A 25,070-nucleotide genomic window follows, 5' to 3' on the forward strand; every position below is an offset into this window, starting at 1 on the left:
CTAACGAGAATAGAACTCCACGACCAGCTGCTCGTCCACCGGGACGCTGATCTGCTCGCGCTCGGGCCTGCTGACCAGCGTGAACCGCAGCTCGGAATGATCGACGGACAGGTAGGGAGCGATCCGCTCGTCGGCGTGCACGCCCTCGGCGGCGGCCACGAACGGCTGCATCCGGCGCGAGCGCTCCCGCACGGTGATGACCTGGCCGGGCTTGACCAGGTAGCTGGGGATGTCCACCTTGCGGCCGTCGACGGCGATGTGGCCGTGGTTGACGTACTGCCTGGCCGCGTAGATCGACGGTGCCAGGCCGGCCCGCAGCACCAGCGAGGCCAGGCGGGTCTCCAGCAGCGTGACCAGCTCGGCGCCCGACGCGCTCGGCTTGCGCACGGCGAGGTCCCAGTAGCGGCGCAGCTGCCGCTCCGACACGTCGTAGTACCAGCGCAGCTTCTGCTTCTCCAGCAGCCGCAGGCCGTAGTCGCCGGAGTTGCGGCGGTTGGTCTTGCGGCCGTGCTCGCCCGGCGGATAGGGGCGCTGCTCGAAGTAGCGGACGGCCTTCTTGGTCAGCGGGACGCCCGCGCGACGTGACAGTCGCACCTTCGGACCGGTGTAGCGCACGTTCACCTCATGTGGTTAGGTAGTCCTTACTTAGGTAAGGCTAACCTATAGCTAAGTGAGATCTCAAGGAGGCGCCATGCTCACGATCCCCGAGCGGATCCGCACTCTTGCCGCGTCGGCGAGCGTCGCCCGGCTGTCCGTCGACGGCGCCCCCACGCCCGCCCGCGGCGGGGTCGACGAGCGGGGCCGCCCGGTGCTGCTGGTCCGGCCGGGCGAGGTGCTGCACGGCCTGCGTGACGACGCCGTCGTGGCGGTGAACCTGACCGCCATGCGCGTGCTCGGCCAGGTGTCGCATCCCCGCGGTCTGATCGAGGTGCAGGGATGGGCGCAGGCGGTGCCCGAGAGCGAGGCGCGCGGGGCCGCCGTCGCGGTCGCGGCGCACACGGCCGACGAGGCCCTGTTCGAGGCGCTGGAGAGGTACGGCCGGCCGGACGCGCCCCGGCTGCTGCGGCTCGACGTCGGCCAGGTGGTGTACCTGACCGGGCACGACTCCGGGGTGCTGGACGCCGACGACTACCTCGACGCCGCCCCCGACCCGCTGGCCACCACCGCCGAGCGGGTGCTGGCCCACATCAACGAATCACACCGGGCCCAGCTCGCGGGCGGGGTGGCCAAGCGGCTGGGCGGGGACGCCGGGGACGTGTGGCTGTGGGAGCTGGACCGCTACGGCGCGACGGTCCGGGCGGACGAGCAGCTCGTACGCTTCGCCTGGCCGACGCCCGCGCACACCGCGCTCTGCCTGGAGACCGCGCTGCGCGGCCTGCTGTGCGCGTGCTGATCGCCGGGGAACTTGATCACGATTCGCCGGGAGTCCCTCGAGATGGGGCTCCGAGTTACTATCATCGGCGCCTGTGGACCACACGGAGCGGCGCAGGCGGATTCTGATGGTCGCCGGATTGATGGCCGGTTGTCTGATGCTGGCCACCGCGGCGATCCTCGTCGGCGGCGTCTTCACCGGGACGCAGCTCACCATGGCCGGCCTGCCCGACCGTGGCCACCACCCGGGCCCGGGACGGCGCGAGCCGGGAGTGATCGAGTCGAAGCTCGCCCGCTATCGCGTCCCGGTCACGCGTCCGGTCCAGTCCACGCCGCCCCCCGCGAACCCCGCACCCACGCGCCGCGCCAAGAGGACCGCACCGGCCACCCCTGACGCCACCCGGGCGACCGGCACCCCGCGCCCTCAGGCGAGCCCCACCCAGAGCGCGTCACCGACTCCGTGGCCCGGCCGCACGGCCATCGCCACGCCGCAGCCGGCGCTGCCCGAGGCGGCCATGGGTCACACGCAGCCACCGACGATCACCCCCTCGGACCGGAACACGCCACCGCGCAAGACGAAGAAGCCCTGGCCGAACCGGCATTCCCACCGGTGAGGACCTGGCCGCCGCCGACTGTCAGAAGGTGACCGTCAGGACGTGACCTTGAGGCGGCTGATCATGCTCTCGTCGACGGCGTCCGGCGAGAGCACGTGGTCGAGGACCATGACCGCGCACCCGCTGATGCCCGCCCCGGCGCCCAGCCTGCTGGGCTCGATGCGCAGCCGGCGGGTGGCCAGCGCGGTGGAGCGGCGGTAGACGACCTCGCGGATGCTCGACACCAGCGGCCCGAACGCCTCGGCCACGTCACCGCCGAGCACCACGATCGACGGGTTGAGGATGTTGACGGCCACGGACAGGACCTCGCCGATCTGGCGGCCCGCCTCGCGGACGATCGCCATCGTCTCGGCGTCCCCGGCGCGCACCAGCGTGGTCACGTCGGCGATGGTCTTGACGTCCTTGCCCGCGGCCCGCAGGTCGCGCAGCAGCGCGGTGCCGCTGGCGACCGAGTCGACGCAGTCGATGTTGCCGCAGCGGCAGAGCACGCCACCGCCGTCGCGCACGGGGATGTGGCCGATCTCGCCCGCCGCGCCGAGCGCGCCGCGCAGGATCTTGCCGCCCGCTATGACACCGGCGCCGATCCGGGTGGACACCTTGACGAACATCAGGTCGTCCAGGTCGGGATAGGCGCCCCGGTGCTCGCCGATGGCCAGCAGGTTCACGTCGTTGTCGATGAGTACGGGCACCGGGAAGCGCTCGCGGACCACCGGCGGGATCACCACGCCCGTCCACGAGGCCATCACCCTGGCGCTCTCGGTGCGCCCCTGCGCGAACTCGACCGTGGCGGGCACGCCCATGCCCACGCCCCGCAGCATCGAGCGGGGCCGGTCGCCGAGTAGTTCGTCCCAGGTGTCCATGACGAGCGGCAGCACCACGTCGGGACCCTGCTCGACGTCGATGGCGAAGTCGCGCCCCTCGATCTCGCGGCCCGCCAGGTCGCAGACCGCCACCCGCGTACGGCTGGCGCCGAGCGCGGCCACCAGCACCACGCCGCCGACGGCGTTGAACTCCAGGCGGACCGGCGGCCGGCCGCCGGTGGACGGCGCGTCGGCCCGTTCCACGACCAGACCGCGGTCGAGCAGCTCACCGACCCGCAGCTGCACCGCGGGGCGGGACAGACCGGTCACCCGGCCCAGATCCGCGCGCGTCACGGCCTCACCGGTGCGGATGAGGCGGAGCACCTCGCCACTCGTGGCGAGCGTCGCGGCCGTACGTCGAGGCATCCGCCAAGTGAATCACAGGAGGTTAGGTAATGAAAAGTCTCGACTTTTTTATCTCAAATAGCAAAACTCTGCTTGTGTAGATACGCAACTCTGGCTAGTGTCCGTTCTGTCCCTGCTTGGTAGATCATCGGAGTTCCCAGCCGTGTCCCCCTCTCCCACCCCCGCCACCGCGTACGCCGCCGACCTCGTCGTCTTCGGCGGCACCGGCGACCTGTCCATGCGCAAGCTGCTCCCGGCGCTCTACCACAGCGACGTGGAGGGCCGGCTCTCGCCCGAGACGCGGATCATCGCCATGTCCCGGGGCGGCCTGACCGACGAGGACTTCCGCGGCAAGGTGGACGCCGAGGTACGGGACCGGGTCCCGGCCGACCTCGGCGCGTGGCAGCGCTTCCTCGGCCGCCTGCACCACGTGTCCGTCGACGTGGGCGGCACGAACCGGTCCGGCTGGAGCGCGCTGGCCACCCTGCTGGGCGGGCACGAGCAGCGCGACCGGGTGTTCTACCTGGCCAGCCCGCCGATGACGTTCGGGCCGTTCTGCCGCGATCTGGACCAGGCGGGCCTGGTGACGCCGCGCTCGCGGGTGGTGCTGGAGAAGCCGCTCGGCCGCGACCTGGCCAGCGCCCAGCGGATCAACGAGGAGGTCGGCGCCATCTTCGACGAGGCGCAGATCTACCGCATCGACCACTACCTGGGCAAGGAGACCGTGCAGAACCTGCTCGTGCTCCGCTTCGCCAACGCCTTCCTGGAGCCGATCTGGAACTCCCTCTGGATCGACCACGTGCAGATCACCGCCGCCGAGACCGTCGGCACGCCCGGCCGGCGCGGCTACTACGACCAGGCCGGCGCGCTGCGCGACATGGTCCAGAACCACCTGCTCCAGCTGCTCTGCATGACCGCCATGGAGCCGCCGGCCCGCAACGACCGCGAGGCGATCCGCGACGAGAAGGTGAAGGTGCTCCAGGCGCTGCGGCCCATCACCGGCACCGAGGTCGACCGCTTCACCGTGCGCGGCCAGTACACCGAGGCCGACGAAATGCCCGGTTACCTGGACGAGCCCGCCTCCACCGCGCCCACCGAGGCGTCACGGCGGGTGGAGACGTTCACCGCGATCCGCGCCGAGGTCAAGAACTGGCGGTGGGCCGGGGTGCCGTTCTACCTGCGCACCGGCAAGCGCCTGCCGCGCCGGACGTCGGAGATCGTGGTGCAGTTCAAGGACGTGCCGCACTCCATCTACCCCGGCGGCTCGCCGAACCGCCTCGTCCTGCGGCTGCAGCCGGAAGAGGGCATCGAGCTGCACATCATGGCCAAGGAGCCGGGAGCGGGCGAGGTGGCGCTCAAGCCGGTGCCGCTGAGCCTCAGCTTCGGCAAGACGTTCACCGCCCGCGTACCCGAGGCCTATGAGCGGCTGCTCATGGACGTGCTGGCGGGCAACCCGACGCTGTTCATGCGCCGTGACGAGGTGGCCGCCGCCTGGCAGTGGATCGACCCGATCCTGGCCGCCTGGGAGTCGTCCGCCGAACTGCCCGAGCCCTACCCCGCCGGGTCCACCGGACCGGCGGGCGCCCACGAGCTGCTCGCCCGCAGCGGTCGCGAGTGGCACGAGGAGGACCAAGCGTGAGCAAGCCGACTTGGGGTCGAGGACCCGCTGAAGGAGGGTCGATGCACCCCGTCGTCCAGGAGATCACCGACCGGATCATCGAGCGCAGCCGAGCCAGCCGTACCGTCTACCTGGACCGGATCCGGCGCGAAGGTGAAGCCGCCCGCGCCAAGGGCCCGGCCCGCGCGCACCTCGGCTGCGCGAACCTGGCACACGGCTTCGCCGCCGCGCCGGCCGCCGACAAGCCGCTCCTCATGGGTACGGCCAAGCCCGGCGTGGCGATCGTGACCAGCTACAACGACATGCTCTCGGCCCACCAGCCGTACGAGACGTACCCGGCCGAGTTGAAGGCGGCCGTGCGCGCGGCCGGTGGCGTGGCGCAGGTCGCGGGCGGTGTGCCCGCGATGTGCGACGGCATCACCCAGGGCCGCGCCGGTATGGAGCTGTCGCTCTACAGCCGGGACGTGATCGCCATGGCGGCCGCGATCGCGCTGTCGCACGACATGTTCGACGCCTCGCTGCTGCTGGGCGTCTGCGACAAGATCGTGCCGGGCCTGCTGATCGGGGCGCTGCACTTCGGGCACCTGCCCGCGATCTTCGTGCCGGCCGGCCCGATGACCTCCGGGCTGCCGAACAAGGTCAAGGCCCGCACCCGGCAGCTGTTCGCCGAGGGCAAGGTGGGCCGGGAGGAACTGCTCGACGCCGAGGCCAAGTCGTACCACTCCCCCGGCACCTGCACCTTCTACGGCACCGCCAACTCCAACCAGGCGCTGATGGAGGTCATGGGCCTGCACCTGCCGGGCTCGACGTTCGTCAACCCGCACACCGAGCTGCGGCACGCGCTGACCGAGGCGGCCGGGCGCCGGGCGGTGGAGATCACCGCGCACGGCCCCGAGTACACCCCCGTCGGCGAGCTGGTCGACGAGAAGTCGATCGTGAACGCCTGCGTGGCGCTGCTGGCCACCGGCGGCTCCACCAACCACACGCTGCACCTGGTCGCCATGGCCGCCGCCGCGGGCATCGTCCTGACCTGGGACGACCTGGCCTGCCTGTCGGCCGCGGTGCCCTCGCTGACCAAGATCTACCCGAACGGCCAGGCGGACGTGAACCACTTCCGCGACGCCGGCGGCATGCAGGTGCTCATCGGCGACCTGCTGGACGAGGGCCTGCTGCACGCCGACGTGCTGACCGTGGCGGGGCGCGGGCTGGACCACTACCGGTCGGCCCCGACGCTGGCCGACGGGAAGCTGACCTGGTCGGAGGTGTCCGGCGGCAGCGCCGACCTCGACGTGCTGCGGCCGGTGGCCGCGCCGTTCTCCGCCGACGGCGGCATCCACATGGTCGAGGGCAACCTGGGCCGGGCCGTCAGCAAGGTGTCGGCGGTCAAGGCCGAGCACCTGGTGATCGAGGCCCCGGCCAAGGTGTTCGACGACCAGCTCGAGCTGCTGCGCGCCTTCGAGGCGGGTGAGCTGGACGGGCAGGACTTCGTCGCGGTCATCCGCTACCAGGGGCCGAGCGCGAACGGCATGCCCGAGCTGCACAAGCTCACGCCGCCGCTGGCCGTGCTCCTCGATCGGGGGCAGCGGGTGGCGATCGTGACCGACGGCCGCATGTCGGGCGCCTCCGGCAAGGTGCCCGCGGCCATCCACCTGTCGCCCGAGGCGGCGGACGGCGGGCCGATCGCGCTGGTCCGCGAGGGCGACGTGATCAGGCTCGACTCGGCGGCGGGGACGCTGGAAGTGCTGGTCCCGGCCGAGGAGCTGGCCCGGCGGACGCCCGGCGGCCGGCCGCTGAGCGACGCGCAGTGGGTGGGGACCGGGCGCGAGCTGTTCGCGACGTTCCGCCGCATGGCGGGGCACGCGGAGCAGGGGGCGGGGATCTTCGGGATCAGCGGCGCCGAGTCGCCGGACCACGGCCCCGGGCTCGGCTTCCCCGCCGAGGCGGGCGCCTCGCACCTGGAGTCGGGCGCCCCTCGCGGGCGGCACGCGAGCATCGCCAGGTGAGCCCCTTGTTCGTTGATGGTCCTTGGCACGTCGGCGAGCCGTCGTGAGCGCGTTCGATCCGCCGTGGCTGGTCGCCGACATCGGCGGCACCAATGCCCGGTTCGGGCTGGTCACCTCGCCGGGAGCGCGGCCGTCGCACGTCGCGGTCCTGGCGGGGGCCGACTACGCCACTCTCCCGGAAGCCGTAGCCGCCTACCTCGCGCAGCACGCGGGCGGAGTGCGGCCGGGAGCGGCGTGCCTGGCCCTGGCCGGACCCGTCGAGGATGACCGCTACGCGCTGACGAACTCGGCCTGGAGCGGCTCGGCGAGCGACCTCGGCCTGCCGTACACGATGCTGCTGAACGACTTCGAGGCGCTGGCCGTCTCGCTGCCCCGTCTGGAGCCCGCCGACCTGGCGTCCCTGGGCGGCCCGGAACCCGCCCACGGCGTCAAGGCCGTGCTCGGGCCCGGCACCGGGCTCGGCGTCGCCGGGCTGGTGCCCACCGACGGCGGCTGGACGCCGATCTCCGGCGAGGGCGGGCACGTCACGGTGCCGGTGCGCGACGACCGGGAGCGGGAGATCGTCCGGGTGCTCCGCGCCGGAGGCCTGGACCACGTGGTGGCCGAGCACGTGCTGTCGGGCCCCGGCCTGGTGGTGCTGCACCGGGCGCTCGCCGAGGTCAACGGCGTCGACGCGCCTCGCCTGTCGTCGGCGGACATCGTGGCGCGGCTGGACGACTCGCTGTGCGCGGAGACGGTCGAGGTGTTCTGCGGGATGCTGGGGAGTTTCGCCGGGAACGTGGCGCTGACGCTCGGGGCCCGGGGTGGCGTCTATCTCGGCGGCGGAGTGCTGCCCCGTATCGTGGAGCGCGTGCGTGCCAGCGACTTCCGAGCCAGATTCATCGACAACCCGGACATGTCCGGCTACCTGTCGACCATCGCGACCACGCTCATCGTCGCCACGCAACCGGCGCTGACGGGCGCCGCCGCCTGGCTGGCGCAGCGCGCCGCAGGCGAGCGGCTGCCTTCGGGCGGCCGGGTCACTGAGCTGTACCCATTGAGGAGAGAACTGTCATGAGCCTGCTCGATCTCGCCCCTGTCATCCCCGTCGTGGTGATCGACGACGTGGAGACGGCTGTGCCGCTGACGCGGGCGCTCGTCGCGGGCGGCCTGCCGGTCATCGAGGTGACCCTGCGTACGGCGGGCGCGCTGGAAGCCATCGCCAGGATCGCCGAAGAGGTGCCGGAGGCCACGGTCGGCGCCGGAACGATCCGGACTTCTGCTGACATTGCGGCGTCTTTGGCGGCTGGGGCGAAGTTCCTGGTCTCGCCCGGGACGACGCTGACCCTGGCCGACGCGCTGGACGCGAGCGGGCTGCCGTACCTGCCGGGCGCGGCGACCGCCTCCGAGGCGATGGCGCTGGCCGAGCGGGGCCTGAAGGAGCTGAAGTTCTTCCCCGCCGAGCCCGCGGGCGGCGTGGCGTACCTGAAGGCGCTGTCGGCGCCGCTGCCGGACGTGCGGTTCTGCCCCACGGGCGGCATCAGGCCGGCCACCGCGCCCGACTACCTCGCGCTGCCGAACGTCGGCTGCGTCGGCGGCACCTGGCTGACCCCGGCCGACGCCCTGGCCGCGGGCGACTGGGGCCGGGTGGAGAAGCTGGCCTCCGAGGCCGCCGCCCTCGGCTGAGGCATCCACCCCAACGCGATCTATACGGCACCTATACAGCCGCTGAGCAGCCTGATCCTGACTGGCTTATCGCGTCGCAGCGGAGGTAGACGGTGTTCAAGAAGCTTTGGGGGCCACCGCTCCCCGTCACCCTGCCACTGACGCCCGGTGCCTACTCGGAGAGCATAGTGATCACTCCCGGCTTCACGTACGACCCCTTCAGCCGCCACATTTGATTTCCGGAAGGGAACCCGCGACTCCATCACCCTGAACTTCTTCCTCGCCGTGCCCGGCTGACAATCGGGCTTGACATCGGCGGGAGCCGTCATGAAGGCTTCCGTCGATGTTGGCGTTGCATGGGTTGACGGGAAAAGAACCATCGTGCACATTTAAGCGACTTTGATCTTCTTTGTGCACTTTAGTCTTGTCCGGGGGCGCGATGGAGTTCGCCGTTCTGGGGCCGCTTGACATTTCGGCCGATGCCCAGTCCCTACCTCTCGGCGCCGGAAAGCAGCGTGCCCTGCTCGCCGAACTCCTCTGCCGTCCGGGGCGCCCCGTTCCTCCCGCCACGCTCATCCAGGCGCTCTGGGGCCAGAGCCCGCCCCGCACCGCGCCGGACAACCTCCGGCTCTACGTGCACCAGCTCCGCAGGACGCTGGGCCATGACCGGATCACCCGCACCGCCGCGGGCTACGTCCTCACCCTCCATCCGGGCGAGCTCGACGCGGACCGGTTCGAGGAGCTGGCCGAGCAGGGCAGGAGCGCCCTGTCCGCCGGAGAGCACGAACGGGCCGCCGAGCTGCTCAAGCAGGCGCTGGACCTGTGGCGCGGTCCCGTGTACGCGGAGCTGAACCTGACCGTCGGGCTCAGCGACCACGCGCACCGCCTGGAGGAGGAGCGGCTGATCGCGCTGGAGAACCGGATCGAGGCGGATCTGGCCCGCGGGACGCACGCCGAGCTGGTCGCCGAGCTGACCGGGCTGGTCGGCGAGCACCCCCTGCGGGAACGGCCGCGCCGGCAGCTCATGCTCGCCCTGGCCAGGTCGGGCCGCCAGGCGGAGGCGCTGGCCACCTACCGCGACGCCCGCCGGGTCTTCGCCACCGAGCTCGGCCTCGATCCCGGCGCCGAGCTCCGGCGCCTGCACCAGGCCATCCTCACGGGCACCCTGCCCGTCGAGTCCGCCACCGCTCCCTCGGACGCCCCCTCCCCCCGCTCCCCCGCCCAGTTACCGGCCGACATCTCCGACTTCACCGGACGGATCGAGCAGCTGGCCGAGCTGACGGACCTCCTCGGCGACGGCCCGCCCCCGGGGCCCGGGCCCATGCGCGTGTACGTCATCGCGGGGATGGGCGGGGTCGGCAAGACGACGCTGGCCGTACACGCGGCTCATCTGATCGCCCAGCACTACCCGGACGGGCAGCTGCACACCAACCTGCACGGCGCCGAGTCCTCCCCCGCCGATCCCGCCCAGGTGCTCGCGGCCTTCCTCACCGCGCTCGGCGTGCCGCGCCCCACCCTGCCGGAGAGCCTCGAGGAACGGGCCGCGGTCTTCAGGAGCCGGCTGGCCGAGCGCCGGATGCTCATCGTGCTCGACAACGCCGCCTCGGAGCAGCAGGTTCGCCCGCTGTTCCCCGGTACGTCCGGCTGCGCCGTCATCATCACCAGCAGGACCCGGCTGACCGGCCTGTCCGGCGCGGCCGTGGTCGAGCTCTCGGTGCTCCACCCCGAACAGGGCGTGCAACTGCTCTCCAGGATCGTCGGGGCCGACCGGGTGGCCGCCGAGCCGGAGGCGGCGGCCGAGCTCGTCCGGCTGTCGGACGGCATACCCCTGGCCGTCCGGGTGGCGGGCGCCCGCCTGGTGGCCCGGCCGCACTGGCCGCTGACCCGCCTGGCCGGGCAGCTCACCGACGAGCGGCGGCGGCTGGACCAGTTCGCCACCGGTGACCTGGCCGTCCGGGCCAGCCTGGCGCTCAGCTATGTGGGGCTGGATCCGGACACGCGCCGGGCGTTCCGGCTGCTCGGCTCGCTGGACGTGCCCGACTTCGCCGGCTGGGTGGCCGGGGCGCTGCTCGACCTTCCCGTGGCGGCCGGCGAGGAACTGGTCGAGACGCTGGTGGACACCCAGCTCGTGCTGTTCAGCGGGATGGACGCGGCGGGCCAGCCCCGCTACCGCTTCCACGACCTCGTCCGCCTGTACGCCCGCGAGCGCGGTGAGCTCGAAGACGAGCCCGAGGCCGTGGCCGCGGCCCTGAGCCGGGCCTTCGGCGCCTGGCTCGCGCTGGCCGAACGCGCCACCGAGCGGGTGCCGGGTACCTCCTCGGCCATCATCCACGGCAGCGCCCCGCGCTGGAACTCCCCCGACGGCGCCCCCTGGGACGGCCCGGCCGTACAGGATCCGATGGCCTGGTTCGACACCGAGCGGACGGCGTTGATCGCGGCGATCCGCCAGGCGTGCTCGCTGGGCCTGGCCGAGGTCGCCTGGGACACCGCCTGCTGCGTGGAGCGCTACTTCGACGTGTGCGGGCAGTTCGACGACTGGCGCGGGCTGCACGAGCGCGTCCTGGAGGTCTGCCTCGCGACGGGCAACAGGCTCGGCGAGGCGGTGATCCGGCGCGGGCTCATGCACGCCACCACGTGGATGGAGACCGGCGGCGAGGCCATGGCCGCGCAGTACGAGGGGGCCGAGCGGCTGATCACCCTGTTCTCCGAGCTGGGCGAGGAACGCGGGCTGTCCGACGCGTACGTCCTGCGGGCCTGGGGCGAGGCCGCCAGGGGCGACATGGCGGAGGGCCTGCGGTCCGGGCAGATCGCCTTGACCCTGGCCGAGAGCAGCGGCCACCAGAGCGGGCAGGCCAGGGCGCTGGTGTGCATGGCGGTGGCGTACGGGACGCGCGACATCAAGATGGCCATCGTGCACCTGCTGCGGGGCCTGGAGCTGGCCGAGAAGCTCGGCAATCCGCGCTTCGAGGCGACGACGCTGCAGTTCCTGGGCCTGGCGCACGCCCATGCCCAGGAGTTCGACGCCGGGCTGGAGTACCTGGTCAGGGCCCTGGCCATCTACCGCCAGATCCGCGATCCGCTGCTGGAGGCGATGGGCCTGGTCGCTCTGGCCAGGCTGTACGCCGGGCACCACGACCCGAGGGCGCGGCCCGCGGCCGAGGCGGCCGAGATGCTGAGCCGCTCGCACCGCCTGGCCCACCACCAGGCCGACGCGCTCTGGGTGCTCGGCGGGGTGGACCTGGCGGAGGGCAGGATCGACGAGGCGGTCGCCCATCTGGAGGAGTCGGTCAGGCTCTGGCGTACTCGGGGGTGGCAGGAGTTCCTGGCGGGCGCGCTGGCCGACCTCGCGGCGGCCTACACCGCCGCCGGCGACCTCACGGCGGCCGCCACCGCGCGCGGTGAGGCGACCGCGCTCACGGGATCCACCTAGGCCGGATGAGTATCACGGCGGAGGTGTATCAGGCCGGAGGAGCATCACGGCGGATGAGTATCGCGGCGGATGGCGGGAAGGTCCGTCGCCGATCAGGATGGCCTTCACACCTCTTGGGGAGTCTCATGACCCGTTCCGTCCTTGTGTGGGCCCTGCTCCTGGTCGTCGTGGGAGCCGTCGCCGTGGCGCTCTGCGTCGTCACCTCGCCCGTGGTCTCCGCCGGGGCGCCGCGTGACTTCTTCGACTCGCCCTTCCTGCTGCCCGCCTTCCTCGTCCTGGCGGTCCTGGCCGGTCTGGCCGGGTGGTTCGCCCCTCAGGTAGGAGTCCTGTGGGGCCTGCTCGCCGCCGCTCCGTTCTACGTCTACTTCGCCTCGCGCGTGGTCAGGGAACTGCGGGAAGGCGGCCAGGGCCTCTGGCCGGTCGGCCTGCTGTACCTGGTCGGCCTCACGCTCATCCCGCTGATCGCGGCCCTGGCGACCTCGCTGGTGGCCAGGGCGCGCGGGTGACTCAGCCCTTGTAGTTGAAGATCTGGCGGAGGGTGTGCTGAACCGTCACCAGGTCCTTCTGGTCCGCCATCACCTGGTCGATGGGCTTGTACGCCTCGGGATGCTCGTCGACCAGCGCGGCGGCCCGGTCCGCGTTCCAGGTCCGGCCGCTCATCGCCGCGGTCAGGGAGGCGGCTGACAGCTCCCGCTTCGCCTTCGTACGGGACATGCGGCGGCCCGCGCCATGCGAGCAGGAGTTGTACGACTCGGGATTCCCCCGGCCACGCACGATGTACGAGCGCGTGCCCATCGAGCCCGGGATCACGCCTTCGTCGCCGGTGTCGGCCTTGATGGCTCCCTTACGGGTGATCCACAGAGGCTTGCCGTAGTGGGTCTCCTGCTGGGTGAAGTTGTGGTGGCAGTTGATCGTCCGCACCCGCTCGCCCTGGCCCGCGACCCGGAACAGGGCGTTGACCAGGACCTTGTCCATCCGGGCACGGGAGGCCATGGCGTAGTGCTGGGCCCACAGCATGTCCTCGATGTACGCGGTGAACTCCGGCGTGCTCTGGACCAGGTACGCCAGATCCGGGTCCTCCAGGCCGATCTCCTGCTTCTTCATCAGCTTCTTCGCGCCCATGATGTGCGTCTGGGCGAGCTGGTTGCCGATGCCGCGCGAACCCGAGTGCAGCACCGTCCAGACCCGATCGCGCTCGTCCAGGCAGACCTCGACGAAGTGGTTGCCGGAGCCCAGGGTGCCGAACTGGTCGGCCACCTTCTTGGTCTGCTTCGGGTTGAGAGCGGTGTGCGGCAGGCCGAGGTCGCTGAGGGCACGGTCCATCGACGGATCGTCGTGGCCCTTGCCGACGCCGGCCGGGATGCGGTGCTCGACCATCGGCATGAGGGCGGCGAGGGTGTCGGGCAGGTCGGCGGCCGTCAGCGTCGTCTCGGTGGCGACCATGCCGCAGCCGATGTCCACACCGACGGCGGCCGGGATGATCGCGTTCTCGGTGGGAATGACCGAGCCGACCGTGGCGCCGATGCCGACATGAGCGTCGGGCATGAGCGCGACGTGTCCGGAGACGAAGGGCAGGCGGGCGGCACGAGCGGCCTGCGTGATCGCGCCTTCGTCGATCTCGCTGGCCCACGACAACAGGTTCGGTGCGGGCTGGTTCGGCATGGGATGGATCTCCTCGCTGGTTCGTGATCAGTTTGGCGAGACCAGGAGGCAATTCCCACTCATTTTATCGAATTCAGGATCTGTGGAGTGGCAGCCCAGGGCCCCTGTGGCGGGCGTCGCCTTGTAGCGTGGTGCCGGTTCAGGCGTCCACGCTGGGAGCAGCCGCATGCGCTGGCAGGTCCACTCCGAAGAGCCGCTCTACACCGACCGCTGGCTCGATGTCCGCGTGGCCGACGTGGAGCTCCCGGACGGCAGGCATCTCGACCATCGCCTCATCCGTACGGCGGCGGGAGCCGGCGCGGTCGTCACCGACGGTCAGGGCCGTGTGCTGCTGATCTGGCGGCATCGCTTCATCACCGACGCGTGGGGCTGGGAGATCCCGACCGGCCGGATCGAGGAGGGCGAGGAGCCGATCGCGGCCGCCGCCCGCGAGTTCGAGGAGGAGACCGGCTGGCGCCCCGGCCCCTTGCACCCGCTCCTCTACACCCAGCCGTCCAACGGCATCTCCGACTCGGCCCAGCACGTCTTCCGCGCCGACGGCGCCCGGCACATCGGGCCGCCCGCGGAGCCCTGGGAGGCCGAGCGCATCGAGTGGGTCCCGCTCACCGACGTCCGCCGCCTGATCGACAAGCGCGACATCGTCTGCGGCACCAGCATGAACGCGCTGCTCTACCTCCTCACCGAGGAGTGAAGGGCGACTGGGCGCTCACCTGCCGTACGGGCTGGACGGTGAGCCCCAAACCCGTCCAAACTCAGTGGCCACCGGGTGACCCGTTCCTCCGTTAGAGTCTTGGGGAACGGGCATGCCGGGCGGAGGATCGGTCGGTTGAGGCAACGGGACAATGAAGGCGAGAGGACAGCGACGTTGGGGCAGCAGGGGCGCTCCGCAGGCACTCCGCTGACGCCGGAAGACCCGTCGGCGATCGGCCCCTATGAGCTGATCAGCCGCCTCGGCTCGGGCGGCATGGGCACCGTCTACCTGGCCAAGGCCGCCGACGGCGTACAGGTCGCGCTCAAGGCGATCCGCCGCGACTACACCACGGATCCGGTCTACCGGGCGCGCTTCCACGAAGAGGTGTCCAACGCCCGCAAGGTCGCCTCGTTCTGCACGGCCCGCGTCCTCGACCACGGCGAACACGACGGGGTCCTCTACCTCGTCACCGAGTACATCGAGGGCATCTCCCTCGAGAACCACCTGATCGAGCACGGCCCGCTGACGCCGTCCGTGCTGCACTCGGCGGCCGTGGGCGTGGCGGCGGCGCTGACCGCGATCCACGCCGTCGGCCTGGTGCACCGCGACCTCAAGCCCGCCAACGTGATGCTGACGCTGGGCGGCCCGCGGGTGATCGACTTCGGGCTGGCCCGCTCGTCCCACGTCTCCACCCGCCACACCAACGCGGGCATGGTGATGGGCACGCCCGGCTGGATCGCTCCCGAGCAGGTCTTCGAGGGCCGCACCAGCCCGGCGGGCGACGTGTTCGCCTGGGGATCGCTGATCGCCTACGCCGGGCTCGGCGGCCACCCGTTCGGCGAGGGCGACGCCTACGTCATGGCGGCGCGCGCCCGCACCGCCCCGCCGGACCTGCGCGGCCTGCCCGCGCCGCTCGACCGGCTGGTGGCCGCGGCCATCCACCCCGACCCCGCGCGCCGACCGGCGGCCAAGCAACTGCTGCTCGAACTCGTCGGCGCGGCCGACGAGCCGGCCGCGCAGCTCGCCGCGACCCGCCACCTCAGCAGTTCGTGGAACCCGTCGGAGTTCCCGCCGCTGGCCGAGTTCCCGCACAATCCGCAGGTACGCCAGGCGCCGCCGGGCTGGACCCCGCCACCGCAGGCCCACCAGCAGTCGGCACATCAACCGTCGACGCATCAGCCCCAGAGCCACCAGCCGTCGGCCCACCAGCCTCAAGGCCACCAGCAGACCGGTGTGGGGCCGCTGCCTGGACGCGGGCCGGCGCCACGCCCACCCGCCCAGGCACCACCACCACCGCCGCCGCCCCGCCAGGGACCTCCTCGCCAGGCGCCATCCCGCCAGGCCTCGCCGCCCAGATCGCCGAGCCAAGTGCCGCCGTCCCTTCAGACGGGACAAGTGCCGCCGCCCCTCCAGACCGGGCAGGTGCCGCTTTCCGCCCATCAGACGGGGCAGGTGCCGCTGCCGCCTGGGCCGAGGGGCCCGGTGGCGTTCCCGGTCAAGCGGAAGAGGAGCGTGTTCAGCGGCTGTGTGACCGCCGTCGTGGTGGCCATCGTGCTGTTCGTGCTGCTGCTGGCCGTACTGGTGTGGGCGCTCAGATCCCCCGACGCGGTCGGCGCGGACAGCCCGGTACAGGACGGGAAGCTGAAGTTCGCGGTGACAGGCACCAAGTGCCCCAAACCAGCCAAGGGCGCGAAGCAGCGCACCTGCCAGGTGAGCGTCAAGGTCAACAACGTCGGCCAGGAGGCCAGGGTCCTCTACCCCGGCCAGCAGAAACTGCTGGACGATGACGCCGCGTTACACGGCGGCACCAAGCTGCTCGACAAGGCGGGCGCGGAGGTCACACCGGTCCGCATCGGGCCGGGCCAGTCCTTCAGCGGCGCGCTGCTGTTCGAGCTGCCGAAGGAGGCCCAGCCCGCGGGGCTGGAACTGCACGACTCCGGCCTGAGCACCGGGGTGCGGGTCAGGCTCGATTAGTACCGTAGGCGGCGGGATGCGGGTCAGGGTCGCGTGGTGCCGTAGGCGGCGGGGTGCGGGTCAAGGTCGCGTAGTGCTGTAAGAGGCGGGGTCGGAGATATCGACCTTCGACCGATCGGGCAGCGCGTACGTCGCGACCAAGCCGATCACCGCGCCGATGATCATGAACACGGAGATGGCCTGCCAGCCGTAGTCGTGCAGCAGCCAGGTGGCGATCAGCGGTGCCGGTCCACCCGCGATGACGGAGGCCAGCTGATATCCCAGCCCGGCGCCCCCGTACCGCAGACTGGTCGGGAAGCTCTCCGCGATGAGCGCGGCCTGCGGACCGTACTCCATGGAGTGCTGGAGCTGCGTGACCATCATCGTGACCAGGATGACGACGGCGATGCCGGTGTTGAGCAGCGCGTAGTAGGGGAAGGCGATCACCGCCAGCAGCGCGGCCCCGATGAGGTAGATCCTGCGGCGGCCTATTCGATCGCTGAGATGCCCGAAGTACGGGATCGCGAAGAGCTCGACCGCCGCTGCGGCGCTGACGGCGGCGAACGCGAACGTTCGCGACATCCCGATGGTCGGGGACGTGATGTAGGTGATCACGAATGTCGTGTAGAGGTAGAACGGCATCTGCTCCGGGATGCGCAGGAGCGCGCTGAGCAGGACCTCCTTCGGGTGCTTCTTGAGCACCTCGACCACCGGCAGCTTGGCCACCTGCCTGGTCTCGAGGAGCTTGGCGAACAGCGGCGTCTCCATGACCCGCAACCGCACCCAGAGACCGATGGCGACCAGCACCAGGCTCGCCAGGAACGGAATCCGCCAGCCCCAGTCCTTGAACGAGTCGCCGGCCGCGAGGGCCACCAGAGACATCGCGCCGGTGCCGAGTATGAGGCCGATGGGCACGCCGACCTGCGGCCAGCTGGCCATCAGGCCGCGCCTGCGCTGGTCGCCCCACTCCATGGACAGCAGCACCGAGCCGCTCCACTCGCCGCCGACGGCGATCCCCTGCAGGATGCGCAGGATGACGAGCAGGATCGGCGCGATCACGCCGATCGTGGCCGTGCCGGGCAACACGCCGATGAGCGCGCTGGAGACGCCCATCATGACAAGGGTGATGATGAGCGTGGCCTTACGCCCGATGCGGTCGCCCCAGTGCCCGAAGATCGCCGCGCCGATCGGCCGCGCGGCGAACCCGACCGCGTAGGTGGCGAAGGACGCCAGCACGCCCGCGTACGGGGTGGACTTGGGGAAGAAGACATCGGCGAACACGGTCGCCGCGGCCGTGCCATAGAGAAAGAAGTCATACCACTCGATGGCCGTACCGACGACACTCGCCGTCGCCGCTCTTCTCACCTGGGATTGGTGCTCCGCGGCTGGTAACCCGTGATCGTGCGTCACCCGCGCCTCCTCAGCCCGGACCGGGACTCCCAGTGTGATCCGGCTCACACGTCACCCGGTTTGCGCCATGCGTACCCGGCTTGCGGGGGGCGAACACTGGATTTGTCAGATCGTTAGCGACAAATGGTGCCTTTCTGGTGTCGGACGCCGTTCCCACCGGCAGATCGCGCCCTCGGGATTGCGCATGCCCCAGAGCGAGTCCAACATGATCAGCGATGGTAGACACAGACATGATCATGAAGGCGGCGGCCGAGTGCCAGGCGTACCTGGAATCGGCGGCCGGCCAGGACTGGTCCCGCCCGATCCCCGACATGCGGTGGAGCGTGGCGCAGGCCGTGGTGAGCGGCACGCCACCTGACGCCTCCCGTCCGAGGAGATCGCCCTGGCAACGCTGCGCCGCCTGTTCCCATGGGCTCCCGAGGGAGCCGGACAGTGGAAGGCCGTTGACGAGACAGAACACCGTTTTGCGAGAGGTTCTGAGAACGACGATGTTCGGTGGGCGCCGGATAGGACTGTCTTTCCCATGTCGCTCGCCTTCTGGCTCAGGTGGTAACCCGGGCCAGCACTATGCCACCGATGATCAGGGCGAGCGCCACCATCCTGCCCACTGACACCGGGTCGTCGTTGACGACGATGCCCAAGGCGATCGCGCCGACGGCGCCGATGCCGGTGAAGACGGCGTACGCGGTGCCGACCGGCAGCGTGTTCATGGCCTGGGACAGCAGCCAGACGGCGACGGCCATCAGGACCAGGCAGATCAGCGTGGGCAGCGGCCGGGTGAAGTTGTGCGTCGGCTTGATGCTCTGGGACCACGCCACCTCGACGAGCCCGGCCAGCAGCAGGATCAGCCAGTTCATCGGGCCGCCTCCTTGAGCGCCGCGGCCAGTGACTCCTCGTGCCGCTCGCGCAGGTGCGCCAGCGCCGGGTCGAGGCGGGCGTTGACCAACTCCGCGTGAATGAACGTCACGTCCTCGACCCGGAAGTGGCCCTTGAAGAAGTCGCGCAGGTAGCGCTCCTGGTGGTCGTACGGCTCGCGCGACGTGCCCGGGCCGTACGCGCCGCCGCGCGCGCTGGTCACCACGAACGACCGCCCTTCGAGTGACATCTTGGGAAAGGTGATCTGGTCGAGCCAGGCCTTAAGCGCCGAGGGGATCGAGTAGTTGTACATCGGCGTACCGATGAGGATCACATCGGCCGCGACCACCTCGTCGAGCAGCGGCTCCACAACGGCCCACGCCCGGCGCTGAGCCGGAGTGCGGACCGCCTCCCGATAGCGCGAGATGTCGGTGATCTCGTGCCGCAGGATGTGGTCGCACAGCTCGGTCCATGCCTCGCCGATGTGCGGCACGGGTTGCCCGGCCAGGTCGCGGTAGACGTAGCCGGCCTGCGGGTGGGCGGCACGCCAGGTCTCGGCGTACACGTCCGACAGCCTCCGCGAGAACGACGCCCGGCGGGCGCTGGCGTCCAGGTGCAACAGCATGATCTCTCCTCATCGCAGATATGTGGACACACCGTCCAGTTAACTATAACCGGACGGCATGTCCACATACAATGGGGCGCATGGAGAGAGCCGACGCTGCGCGCAACCGGGCACGGATCCTCGAGGCGGCCGCGCTGCTGTTCGCGGAGAGATCTCCGCAGGACGTGACGATGGACGACATCGCCAAGACGGCCGGGGTGGGCCGGGGCACGCTTTACCGCCGCTACCCCGACCGGGCCTCGATCGCCGTCGCGCTGCTCGATGAGCACGAGCGCGACCTGCAAGAACGCCTGCTGCGCGGCGAGCCACCCCTGGGCCCGGGCGCGCCACCCGCCGAGCGGCTGGCCGCCTTCTATGCCGCCATGGTGCGTCTGCTGGAGGACCACTCTCACCTGGTGCTCGGCTCGGAGGTGGGCCGCTCCCGCTTCGAAACCGGCGCGTACGGCTTCTGGCGCGCCCACGTGCGCGCGCTCCTGGTCGCCGCGGGCACGCCGAGCCGGGACGGGCTGGTCGACGTCCTGCTCGCCCCCCTGGCCCCCGAGGTGTACGACTACCAGCGCACGGTGCTCGGTCTCACCCCGGAGCAGATCACCCAGGCGCTGACCAGACTTACCGGGATTTTGGTCCCTGGGCCCCCGTAAGCCCGAAAGCCGTTGACGAGACCTTCCGCGAGCCCGCCCGCCACCGGTCCACGCGGATCAACTCTCAGGTCGGGTCATTTCGATGGTGATGGCCCAGCGTTCGTGGTCTCTCCACGCCCCGTTGATGTACTGGAAATTGGCCGAGTAGCCCTCCCGCTGAAAGCCGAGCCGCTTGACCAGGTTCAACGAGGGCGTATTCGCCGGTTGAATGTTCGCTTCCAAGCGATGCAATTCCAACTCACCGAAAGCGAACTGGATGACCAGGCCCAGCCCTTCGGTCATATAACCGCGACCAGTCGTGGACGCGTAGGCGGCATAACCCAGGGTTCCGCTCTGGTTCGTTCCCCGGACGATGTTGTTGACGTTGACCCGGCCGGCGATCGCACCGGTGTCCCGCGGACAGATCACGAAGCCTTCATGAAGGGGCTGCTCGAACCGCGTGAGGTAGCTCTCGAACGCCTCGCGGGTGGTGATGGGGCGGCCGGGCATCCAGGGGCGGTGCATCCCGGCACTCTCCCGAACCAGGGCCGTATATTCCTCGTAGTCCTGGAGGCTGACGCGACGAATGGCCACGCGTGGCCCCTGGGCAAGGTAGGTCGCAGAAGACATCCGTGAGATCTTACACAGCCTCAGGCGATCCCCGAGTTCCAAGCCCAGGCCGCGATCCCGACCCGATTGGCCGCTCCCACCTTGCGCTGGATATTGGCCACGTGCGTCTTCGCCGTGCCGGGGCTGATGAACAACTCGGCGGCGATCTCACCATTCGTCCGCCCATGCGCGACCAGTCGCGCGATCTCCCTCTCTCGCTCCGTGAGCGGCTCCCCCGGCGGCTCCGGCCGGGCGGCGCGAAGGTGGCGCAACAGCCGTACGGTGACCTGCGGACTGATGAGCGTGTCCCCGGCCATGGCGGCACGGATGGCCTCGACGAGCAGCGTCGGTCCCGACCGTTTCAGCAGAAACCCGCAAGCGCCGTTGCGTAGCGCGGTGTGCACGTAGTCATCGAGGTCGAACGTGGTCACCACGATCACCCGCGTCTCCTGCGCGAGCACCCTGGTGACCTCAAGCCCGTCGAGCTTGGGCATGCGGATGTCGGCCAGCACGACGTCGGGCTTGAGATGCCGGGCGAGCCCCACCGCCGCCTGCCCGTCGGCCGCCTCCCCCACGACCGTCATATCGGGCTGCGAGTCGAGAATGAGCCGGAACCCGATCCGTACATCATCTTGATCGTCCGCGATGAGAACCCGAGTCGTCACGCCACCGCCCCCACCAACCGGATGCCACCGACACCGCCCGGACGCATGTCCTTCCCCCTCTCCAGCCACGCGTACGTCACACAACCCTCCCCCTCCCACCCGCGGCTCCGAACTCAGACGGGGACGGCCGCCGTGACGCGCCAGCCCGCACCGTGGGGACCCGCGGAAAGGGAGCCGCCGACCGTCTCGAGCACCTCGGCGAGGCCCGCCAGGCCGAAGCCGCCGTTGCGGCGGTGTTCAGCGAAACGACTCCCGCCACCGCGATCGTCGCCCTCCGGCAGGCCACCGCCGCCATCGTCGTCCACCCGGATGCGGACCATGTCCCGGTCTCTCGTCACCGCGATGTCGACAGTGGTCGACCGCGGCGCGTGCCTGCGTACGTTGGTCAGCGCTTCCGTCACCACCCGGTAGACGGTTGCCGACGCCTCGCGGGAGATCTGCTCCGCCTCGACGGCGAGATTCACTCGGACGGTCGGCGAGAAGCCGTCGGCCAGATCCTGCAGCCCGTCGATGCCGGGCGCGGGGCCTCGGGCAGGCTCGTTGAGCATGTGAACCGTACGGTCGAGCGAGGTCAGGGCCCGCTGGCCGCCCTCCTCGATGCGCCGCAGGGCGTCCTCGATCCGCGGCGGCAGCTCTGGGGCGAGCCGGGCGGCCTGGGCCTGTACGAGCATGCCGCTGACATCGTGCGCCACGAAATCGTGCAGGTCACGCGCCAGAGCGAGCCGCTGATCCCGTACGGCCCGCGCCACCGCCCGACGCCGGTTGCCGTCGAGCGAACGCAGGTAGAGCCCGGCCACGGCGACCCCGACCGCCCCCAGCGACCAGCCCGCGCAACCGGCCAGGATCAGCGAGGGCGGGCCGAGCCAGACCATTCAACGGCCCGCCGAGCCAGCTCACGGCCTGATGCCTTCGGGGAACCCGGTCCAGCGCAGGCCGGGCGGGAGGTGACTCATGTCGTTGAACATCACGAGCGTGGGCGGCAGGCCGTCGCGGTATTCGATGACCGTCAGCGCGGTGTTGGCGCTGTTCAGTCCGAGCCATCGGGATGGCGGCGCGTCCAGCGCGTGTCGCACCAGCCACGCGATCGGATAGGCGTGCGTCACCAGGACCTCGTGTGTGTCACGCTGGGTCCCCTTGGCGGTCGTCTCAGTGCCTTTGGCGGTCGTCTCAGTGGTCATCTCGGGGACCTTCGCGAATCGGGCGACCAACGCCTCGGCCAGCCTGTGGCCCGAGGCCGCCTCGGCGTCGTCGTAGCCGTCGAAGAAGCCGGCCCAGGACGGAGGCGTTTCGGCCGGGCTGGGAACGTAGGGCACGTGATCGATGAGTTCGGCGGCCTCGGCCACGGGCACGTTCGGCAGATGCCGGGCGAGTTCGTGCACGCTCGCTACGGCGCGTGGCAGCGGGGAGTGCCACACGGCGTCGACCGGTACGCGGGCGAGCCGTTCGCCCAGCAGGCCCGCCTGCTGGTGACCGATGTCGGTGAGCTCCCCGAACGCGTTGGCCGCGCCGTGGCGTGCCAGGTAGAGGTGTCGCGTTGCCATGAGTGGTCAGGAACGCGGTGCCCGTGCGGGCCCGCTTCCCATCTCCTTCGATGTGGATCCGTAGGTGTGGGTTCGGTGGCGGGATGCTTTGGGTGGGCCCGGCTCCTGACCTGGCAGAGACCGGCCAGGGGCGGAAGTGATCAGTCACGCATGTGCCGCAGTGACGGTGCCGTTGGTGCCGTCGAGGGTGATGACGGTGTCGTCGTGGAGCGTGCTCGTCGCGTTCGGGATGCCGAGGACGGCGGGGATGGCGTGCTCGCGAGCGACGATCGCGGCGTGGGAGAGCACGCCTCCGGTCTCGGTGACGACACCGGCGGCGACGCGGAGCAGCGGCGTCCAAGCGGGGTCGGTGAACGGGCAGACGAGGATGTCGCCCGGGCGCACACGCGCGAAGTCGCTGGGGCCGCGGACGATTCTCGCGGTGCCGGTTACGGTCCCGTGGCTGCCTGGTGTTCCGGTGAGCGTGGCGGTTACGGTCCCGTCGCTGCCCGGCCTTCCGGTGAACGTGGCGTCCGAGGTGCTGGAAGGCGATGTCGGTGGTGGGGGTGCCGCGGTGACCGGCCGGGCTTGCAGAACCCAGATGCGGCCGTCGGCGATCGCCCACTCGATGTCCTGTGGTCCACCGCGTACGGCGGCGATCTCTTCGCCCAGCTTGGCGAGTCGCGTGGCGGTCGCGTCGTCGATCGTCGGCTGGTCCCGGGTACCAGTAGGCACGTCGCTGCTGACGAGCCGCGTGCCGTGCCGGTCAAGGCGGGTCCGCTTGTCCGCGACGGTACAGGTGACCGACCCGTCCTCGGTGACGCGGTAGGCGTCAGGGGTGACCGTGCCTCCGACGACGCTGGGGCCGAGCCCCCAGGACGCCTCGATCTGGGTCGCGTCGTCCGGGCCCGCGGGCGTGAACATAACTCCGGAGACCTCGGCATCCACATGGCATTGAACGAGGACGGCCATCACAAGATCGTCGGACGCCTGGTCGTCGCGCCGGTAGTCGATGGCACGGGGAGAGAACAACGAGGCCCAGCAGGCACGTACGGCATCGGCGACCTCACCGACTCCACGCACGGCGAGAAAGCTCTCGTACTGACCGGCCGCCGATGCCTGGCCGGTGTCCTCGTTCGCCGCCGACGATCTGACCGCCACCGGCGGATCGCCGAGCTCGTCGAGCGCGCGGCGCAGCGCGTCGACCACGGTGGCGTGGACCGGGCGGGACTCGATCACCCGCCGCGCCTCGTCCGGCTCGCCGGCGACCCGGACGAGGTCCAGGTCGCGGACAGCGGCGAGGTACGCGGCGTACGTGACGACGAAGCCGTCAGGAACCGGCAGACCCGCGCGGAGCAACGCGCCGAGCGCGCCGGCCTTACCCCCGCAGGTATCGGCGGCAGCCTCCATGAGGGGTACGATCATCCGCCCTTGCCTTTCAACAAATAATTGACAACGTTTTGTTGATTGTGCAGGATGAGCGCATGCCACGCAAGCAGGACATCGCTCACAGCATGCGAACTGATCACGGCCAGGCCCACCGGGAGAAGGACGCGCGTGAGCGCCTTATGGGCTTGGGCGCGGATGAGCTCGACGCCCGTCCATGGCGACCTCCGCCCGTCCCGCCGTCGGCGGTCGACCTCGTGCAGTTCGCCGTCTGGCGCAGCGCCGACTTGGACCCGGAGGGCATCCTGAGCGCGCTCGCCCTCCTGCCCGCCGCCCGCGCCGAGGTCGAAGGACTCGAAACCGGCCTGCTGTTCACGGCCCGGAGCGCAGGGCTGACCTGGGCACAGATGGCGCAGGCGATGGGGTTCAACTCCCCGCAGGCGTGCCAGCAGCACTACACCCGCCTGGCCGGACGATCGGACGCCGACTCATGACGCGGGACTCCGCGACCGACCTGCTCGTCCTGCACGCCGTACGCATCAGCGGGTTCGCGGACACCCCGGTGATCGCTGATCGATACGGGCTCGACGCGGCCGAGACGAAAGAGAGGCTGCTCGACGCCGAGGCACGTGGGTGGGTTGAGCACACCGCCTTCGCCGGCACCGGCGGCTGGTCGTTGACCGAACGGGGCCGAGCCGAGAACCAGCGCCGGCTCGCGGCCGAGCTCGCCGGCATCGGCGGTGCCGAGGAGGTCCGTGACGTCTACCGAGAGTTCCTCCCGCTGAACGCCCTCCTGCTGCAAGCCTGCACCGACTGGCAGCTCCGGCCCAACGCCGGGGATCGGCTCGCCGTCAACGACCATTCCGATGCCGCCTGGGACGCCAGGATCCTCTACGGTCTCGGCGGCATCGATCGCGCGCTGCTGCCACTCGCGAACCGGCTGGGGGGCGTCCTCACCCGGTTCCGCGGATACGACACGCGATTCGCCACCGCCCTGGCGCGCGTCCGAGCCGGGGAGGGCGGCTGGGTCGACCGCACCGACGTCGACTCCTGCCATCGTGTCTGGTTCGAGCTCCACGAAGACCTCATCGCCACGCTCGGCCTCGACCGGAACGCGGCACCCTGACCCCACGCTCGGCCGCCCCGGGTCGACCAGCCGGGCCCAGCCGCGAAGGACGCGCTACGCTCT

General features: G+C 70.8%; 24 protein-coding genes. 13 read left to right on the plus strand and 11 right to left on the minus strand.

Features of this window, described 5'->3' with window-relative positions:
• Window positions 1-615, minus strand: a complete 615-nt coding sequence (gene rpsD, locus AB0B61_RS17340) for a 30S ribosomal protein S4 (RefSeq protein ID WP_358433073.1) — start codon at window positions 613-615, stop codon at window positions 1-3.
• Window positions 616-691: 76 nt separating this feature from the next.
• Here rpsD and AB0B61_RS17345 point away from each other — a divergent pair, with 76 nt between their 5' ends.
• Both AB0B61_RS17345 and AB0B61_RS17350 read left to right on the plus strand, forming a co-directional pair.
• Window positions 692-1,393 (plus strand): DUF2470 domain-containing protein, encoded by a 702-nt coding sequence (locus tag AB0B61_RS17345; protein WP_358432465.1) that lies wholly within the window; start codon window positions 692-694, stop codon window positions 1,391-1,393.
• Window positions 1,394-1,466: 73 nt separating this feature from the next.
• On the plus strand, window positions 1,467-1,985 hold the full coding sequence (locus AB0B61_RS17350) for a hypothetical protein (RefSeq protein ID WP_358432467.1): 519 nt from the start codon (window positions 1,467-1,469) through the stop codon (window positions 1,983-1,985).
• Between the two features lie 35 nt (window positions 1,986-2,020).
• On the opposite strand, the gene AB0B61_RS17355 is transcribed toward AB0B61_RS17350, so the two are convergent.
• Window positions 2,021-3,211, minus strand: coding sequence for an ROK family transcriptional regulator (locus AB0B61_RS17355; RefSeq protein ID WP_358432469.1), 1,191 nt, complete (start codon window positions 3,209-3,211; stop codon window positions 2,021-2,023).
• A 142-nt stretch (window positions 3,212-3,353) separates the two neighbouring features.
• On the opposite strand from AB0B61_RS17355, the gene zwf reads away from it, so the two are divergent.
• The 6 genes from zwf to AB0B61_RS17385 all read left to right on the plus strand — a co-directional run bounded on the left by zwf (window position 3,354) and on the right by AB0B61_RS17385 (window position 12,391).
• Complete coding sequence (gene zwf / locus AB0B61_RS17360) at window positions 3,354-4,829, plus strand: glucose-6-phosphate dehydrogenase (RefSeq protein WP_358432472.1); 1,476 nt, start codon at window positions 3,354-3,356, stop codon at window positions 4,827-4,829.
• A gap of 41 nt (window positions 4,830-4,870) precedes the next feature.
• Complete coding sequence (gene edd, locus AB0B61_RS17365; RefSeq protein WP_358432474.1) at window positions 4,871-6,811, plus strand: phosphogluconate dehydratase; 1,941 nt, start codon at window positions 4,871-4,873, stop codon at window positions 6,809-6,811.
• A gap of 43 nt (window positions 6,812-6,854) precedes the next feature.
• Window positions 6,855-7,868: a glucokinase gene (gene glk, locus AB0B61_RS17370; RefSeq protein ID WP_358432476.1), complete on the plus strand. Its 1,014-nt coding sequence runs from the start codon at window positions 6,855-6,857 to the stop codon at window positions 7,866-7,868.
• Window positions 7,865-8,476 carry a bifunctional 4-hydroxy-2-oxoglutarate aldolase/2-dehydro-3-deoxy-phosphogluconate aldolase gene (gene eda, locus AB0B61_RS17375; protein ID WP_358432477.1) on the plus strand — a complete coding sequence of 204 codons (612 nt, stop codon included), beginning with the start codon at window positions 7,865-7,867 and terminating at the stop codon, window positions 8,474-8,476. Before glk ends, eda begins: the two co-directional genes overlap by 4 nt.
• Before the next feature lie 403 nt (window positions 8,477-8,879).
• Entirely contained in the window at window positions 8,880-11,885 is a 3,006-nt protein-coding gene (locus tag AB0B61_RS17380; protein WP_358432479.1) for a BTAD domain-containing putative transcriptional regulator, read from the plus strand.
• A 125-nt stretch (window positions 11,886-12,010) separates the two neighbouring features.
• Window positions 12,011-12,391 carry a hypothetical protein gene (locus tag AB0B61_RS17385; protein WP_358432481.1) on the plus strand — a complete coding sequence of 127 codons (381 nt, stop codon included), beginning with the start codon at window positions 12,011-12,013 and terminating at the stop codon, window positions 12,389-12,391.
• A 1-nt stretch (window position 12,392) separates the two neighbouring features.
• Here AB0B61_RS17385 and AB0B61_RS17390 read toward each other — a convergent pair whose 3' ends face one another.
• Window positions 12,393-13,547: an RtcB family protein gene (locus AB0B61_RS17390; RefSeq protein WP_358432483.1), complete on the minus strand. Its 1,155-nt coding sequence runs from the start codon at window positions 13,545-13,547 to the stop codon at window positions 12,393-12,395.
• Window positions 13,548-13,713: 166 nt separating this feature from the next.
• On the opposite strand from AB0B61_RS17390, the gene AB0B61_RS17395 reads away from it, so the two are divergent.
• The gene (locus AB0B61_RS17395; RefSeq protein WP_358432485.1) at window positions 13,714-14,238 is read left to right on the plus strand and encodes an NUDIX domain-containing protein; all 525 of its coding nucleotides are present in this window, start codon (window positions 13,714-13,716) and stop codon (window positions 14,236-14,238) included.
• A gap of 174 nt (window positions 14,239-14,412) precedes the next feature.
• Window positions 14,413-16,212, plus strand: coding sequence for a protein kinase (locus AB0B61_RS17400; protein WP_358432487.1), 1,800 nt, complete (start codon window positions 14,413-14,415; stop codon window positions 16,210-16,212).
• A gap of 60 nt (window positions 16,213-16,272) precedes the next feature.
• Here the strand turns inward: AB0B61_RS17400 and AB0B61_RS17405 are convergent, their stop codons facing one another.
• The 3 genes from AB0B61_RS17405 to AB0B61_RS17415 form a co-directional block, all read right to left on the minus strand.
• On the minus strand, window positions 16,273-17,556 hold the full coding sequence (locus tag AB0B61_RS17405; RefSeq protein ID WP_358432489.1) for an MFS transporter: 1,284 nt from the start codon (window positions 17,554-17,556) through the stop codon (window positions 16,273-16,275).
• 587 nt (window positions 17,557-18,143) lie between these two features.
• Window positions 18,144-18,458, minus strand: a complete 315-nt coding sequence (locus AB0B61_RS17410) for a multidrug efflux SMR transporter (protein WP_358432491.1) — start codon at window positions 18,456-18,458, stop codon at window positions 18,144-18,146.
• Window positions 18,455-19,081 (minus strand): NAD(P)H-dependent oxidoreductase, encoded by a 627-nt coding sequence (locus tag AB0B61_RS17415; protein WP_358432493.1) that lies wholly within the window; start codon window positions 19,079-19,081, stop codon window positions 18,455-18,457. Before AB0B61_RS17415 ends, AB0B61_RS17410 begins: the two co-directional genes overlap by 4 nt.
• An 80-nt stretch (window positions 19,082-19,161) precedes the next feature.
• Here AB0B61_RS17415 and AB0B61_RS17420 point away from each other — a divergent pair, with 80 nt between their 5' ends.
• The gene (locus AB0B61_RS17420) at window positions 19,162-19,722 is read left to right on the plus strand and encodes a helix-turn-helix domain-containing protein (RefSeq protein WP_358432495.1); all 561 of its coding nucleotides are present in this window, start codon (window positions 19,162-19,164) and stop codon (window positions 19,720-19,722) included.
• A 57-nt stretch (window positions 19,723-19,779) separates the two neighbouring features.
• Here the strand turns inward: AB0B61_RS17420 and AB0B61_RS17425 are convergent, their stop codons facing one another.
• From AB0B61_RS17425 to AB0B61_RS17445, 5 genes are all read right to left on the minus strand, one after another.
• Window positions 19,780-20,331, minus strand: coding sequence for a GNAT family protein (locus tag AB0B61_RS17425; protein ID WP_358432497.1), 552 nt, complete (start codon window positions 20,329-20,331; stop codon window positions 19,780-19,782).
• Window positions 20,332-20,351: 20 nt separating this feature from the next.
• The gene (locus AB0B61_RS17430) at window positions 20,352-20,975 is read right to left on the minus strand and encodes a response regulator transcription factor (RefSeq protein ID WP_358432499.1); all 624 of its coding nucleotides are present in this window, start codon (window positions 20,973-20,975) and stop codon (window positions 20,352-20,354) included.
• A gap of 113 nt (window positions 20,976-21,088) precedes the next feature.
• Window positions 21,089-21,847, minus strand: a complete 759-nt coding sequence (locus tag AB0B61_RS17435; RefSeq protein ID WP_358432501.1) for an ATP-binding protein — start codon at window positions 21,845-21,847, stop codon at window positions 21,089-21,091.
• 21 nt (window positions 21,848-21,868) lie between these two features.
• Window positions 21,869-22,516 carry a histidine phosphatase family protein gene (locus AB0B61_RS17440; protein WP_358432503.1) on the minus strand — a complete coding sequence of 216 codons (648 nt, stop codon included), beginning with the start codon at window positions 22,514-22,516 and terminating at the stop codon, window positions 21,869-21,871.
• Between the two features lie 144 nt (window positions 22,517-22,660).
• The gene (locus AB0B61_RS17445; RefSeq protein ID WP_358432505.1) at window positions 22,661-23,920 is read right to left on the minus strand and encodes a PEP/pyruvate-binding domain-containing protein; all 1,260 of its coding nucleotides are present in this window, start codon (window positions 23,918-23,920) and stop codon (window positions 22,661-22,663) included.
• Window positions 23,921-24,009: 89 nt separating this feature from the next.
• On the opposite strand from AB0B61_RS17445, the gene AB0B61_RS17450 reads away from it, so the two are divergent.
• The gene (locus AB0B61_RS17450; protein WP_358432507.1) at window positions 24,010-24,375 is read left to right on the plus strand and encodes a DNA-binding protein; all 366 of its coding nucleotides are present in this window, start codon (window positions 24,010-24,012) and stop codon (window positions 24,373-24,375) included.
• A complete protein-coding gene (locus tag AB0B61_RS17455) occupies window positions 24,372-25,007 on the plus strand; it encodes a transcriptional regulator (protein ID WP_358432509.1) in 636 nt (211 codons plus the stop codon). Before AB0B61_RS17450 ends, AB0B61_RS17455 begins: the two co-directional genes overlap by 4 nt.
• Window positions 25,008-25,070: the final 63 nt, after the last annotated feature.

The organism is Nonomuraea sp. NPDC049158 (assembly GCF_040648335.1).
GTDB lineage: Bacteria > Actinomycetota > Actinomycetes > Streptosporangiales > Streptosporangiaceae > Nonomuraea.

What these genes read in the sequence shown, in the direction of transcription:
- AB0B61_RS17440 (WP_358432503.1), bottom strand. Translation starts at nt 22,516, where the DNA reads ATGGCAACGCGACACCTCTACCTGGCACGCCACGGCGCGGCCAACGCG.
- AB0B61_RS17410 (WP_358432491.1), bottom strand. Translation starts at nt 18,458, where the DNA reads ATGAACTGGCTGATCCTGCTGCTGGCCGGGCTCGTCGAGGTGGCGTGG.
- AB0B61_RS17445 (WP_358432505.1), bottom strand. Translation starts at nt 23,920, where the DNA reads ATGATCGTACCCCTCATGGAGGCTGCCGCCGATACCTGCGGGGGTAAG.
- AB0B61_RS17385 (WP_358432481.1), top strand. Translation starts at nt 12,011, where the DNA reads ATGACCCGTTCCGTCCTTGTGTGGGCCCTGCTCCTGGTCGTCGTGGGA.
- AB0B61_RS17450 (WP_358432507.1), top strand. Translation starts at nt 24,010, where the DNA reads ATGCGAACTGATCACGGCCAGGCCCACCGGGAGAAGGACGCGCGTGAG.
- edd (WP_358432474.1), top strand. Translation starts at nt 4,871, where the DNA reads ATGCACCCCGTCGTCCAGGAGATCACCGACCGGATCATCGAGCGCAGC.
- eda (WP_358432477.1), top strand. Translation starts at nt 7,865, where the DNA reads ATGAGCCTGCTCGATCTCGCCCCTGTCATCCCCGTCGTGGTGATCGAC.
- AB0B61_RS17390 (WP_358432483.1), bottom strand. Translation starts at nt 13,547, where the DNA reads ATGCCGAACCAGCCCGCACCGAACCTGTTGTCGTGGGCCAGCGAGATC.
- AB0B61_RS17345 (WP_358432465.1), top strand. Translation starts at nt 692, where the DNA reads ATGCTCACGATCCCCGAGCGGATCCGCACTCTTGCCGCGTCGGCGAGC.
- AB0B61_RS17355 (WP_358432469.1), bottom strand. Translation starts at nt 3,211, where the DNA reads ATGCCTCGACGTACGGCCGCGACGCTCGCCACGAGTGGCGAGGTGCTC.
- AB0B61_RS17455 (WP_358432509.1), top strand. Translation starts at nt 24,372, where the DNA reads ATGACGCGGGACTCCGCGACCGACCTGCTCGTCCTGCACGCCGTACGC.
- AB0B61_RS17415 (WP_358432493.1), bottom strand. Translation starts at nt 19,081, where the DNA reads ATGCTGTTGCACCTGGACGCCAGCGCCCGCCGGGCGTCGTTCTCGCGG.
- AB0B61_RS17425 (WP_358432497.1), bottom strand. Translation starts at nt 20,331, where the DNA reads ATGTCTTCTGCGACCTACCTTGCCCAGGGGCCACGCGTGGCCATTCGT.
- AB0B61_RS17395 (WP_358432485.1), top strand. Translation starts at nt 13,714, where the DNA reads ATGCGCTGGCAGGTCCACTCCGAAGAGCCGCTCTACACCGACCGCTGG.
- AB0B61_RS17435 (WP_358432501.1), bottom strand. Translation starts at nt 21,847, where the DNA reads ATGGTCTGGCTCGGCCCGCCCTCGCTGATCCTGGCCGGTTGCGCGGGC.
- AB0B61_RS17420 (WP_358432495.1), top strand. Translation starts at nt 19,162, where the DNA reads ATGGAGAGAGCCGACGCTGCGCGCAACCGGGCACGGATCCTCGAGGCG.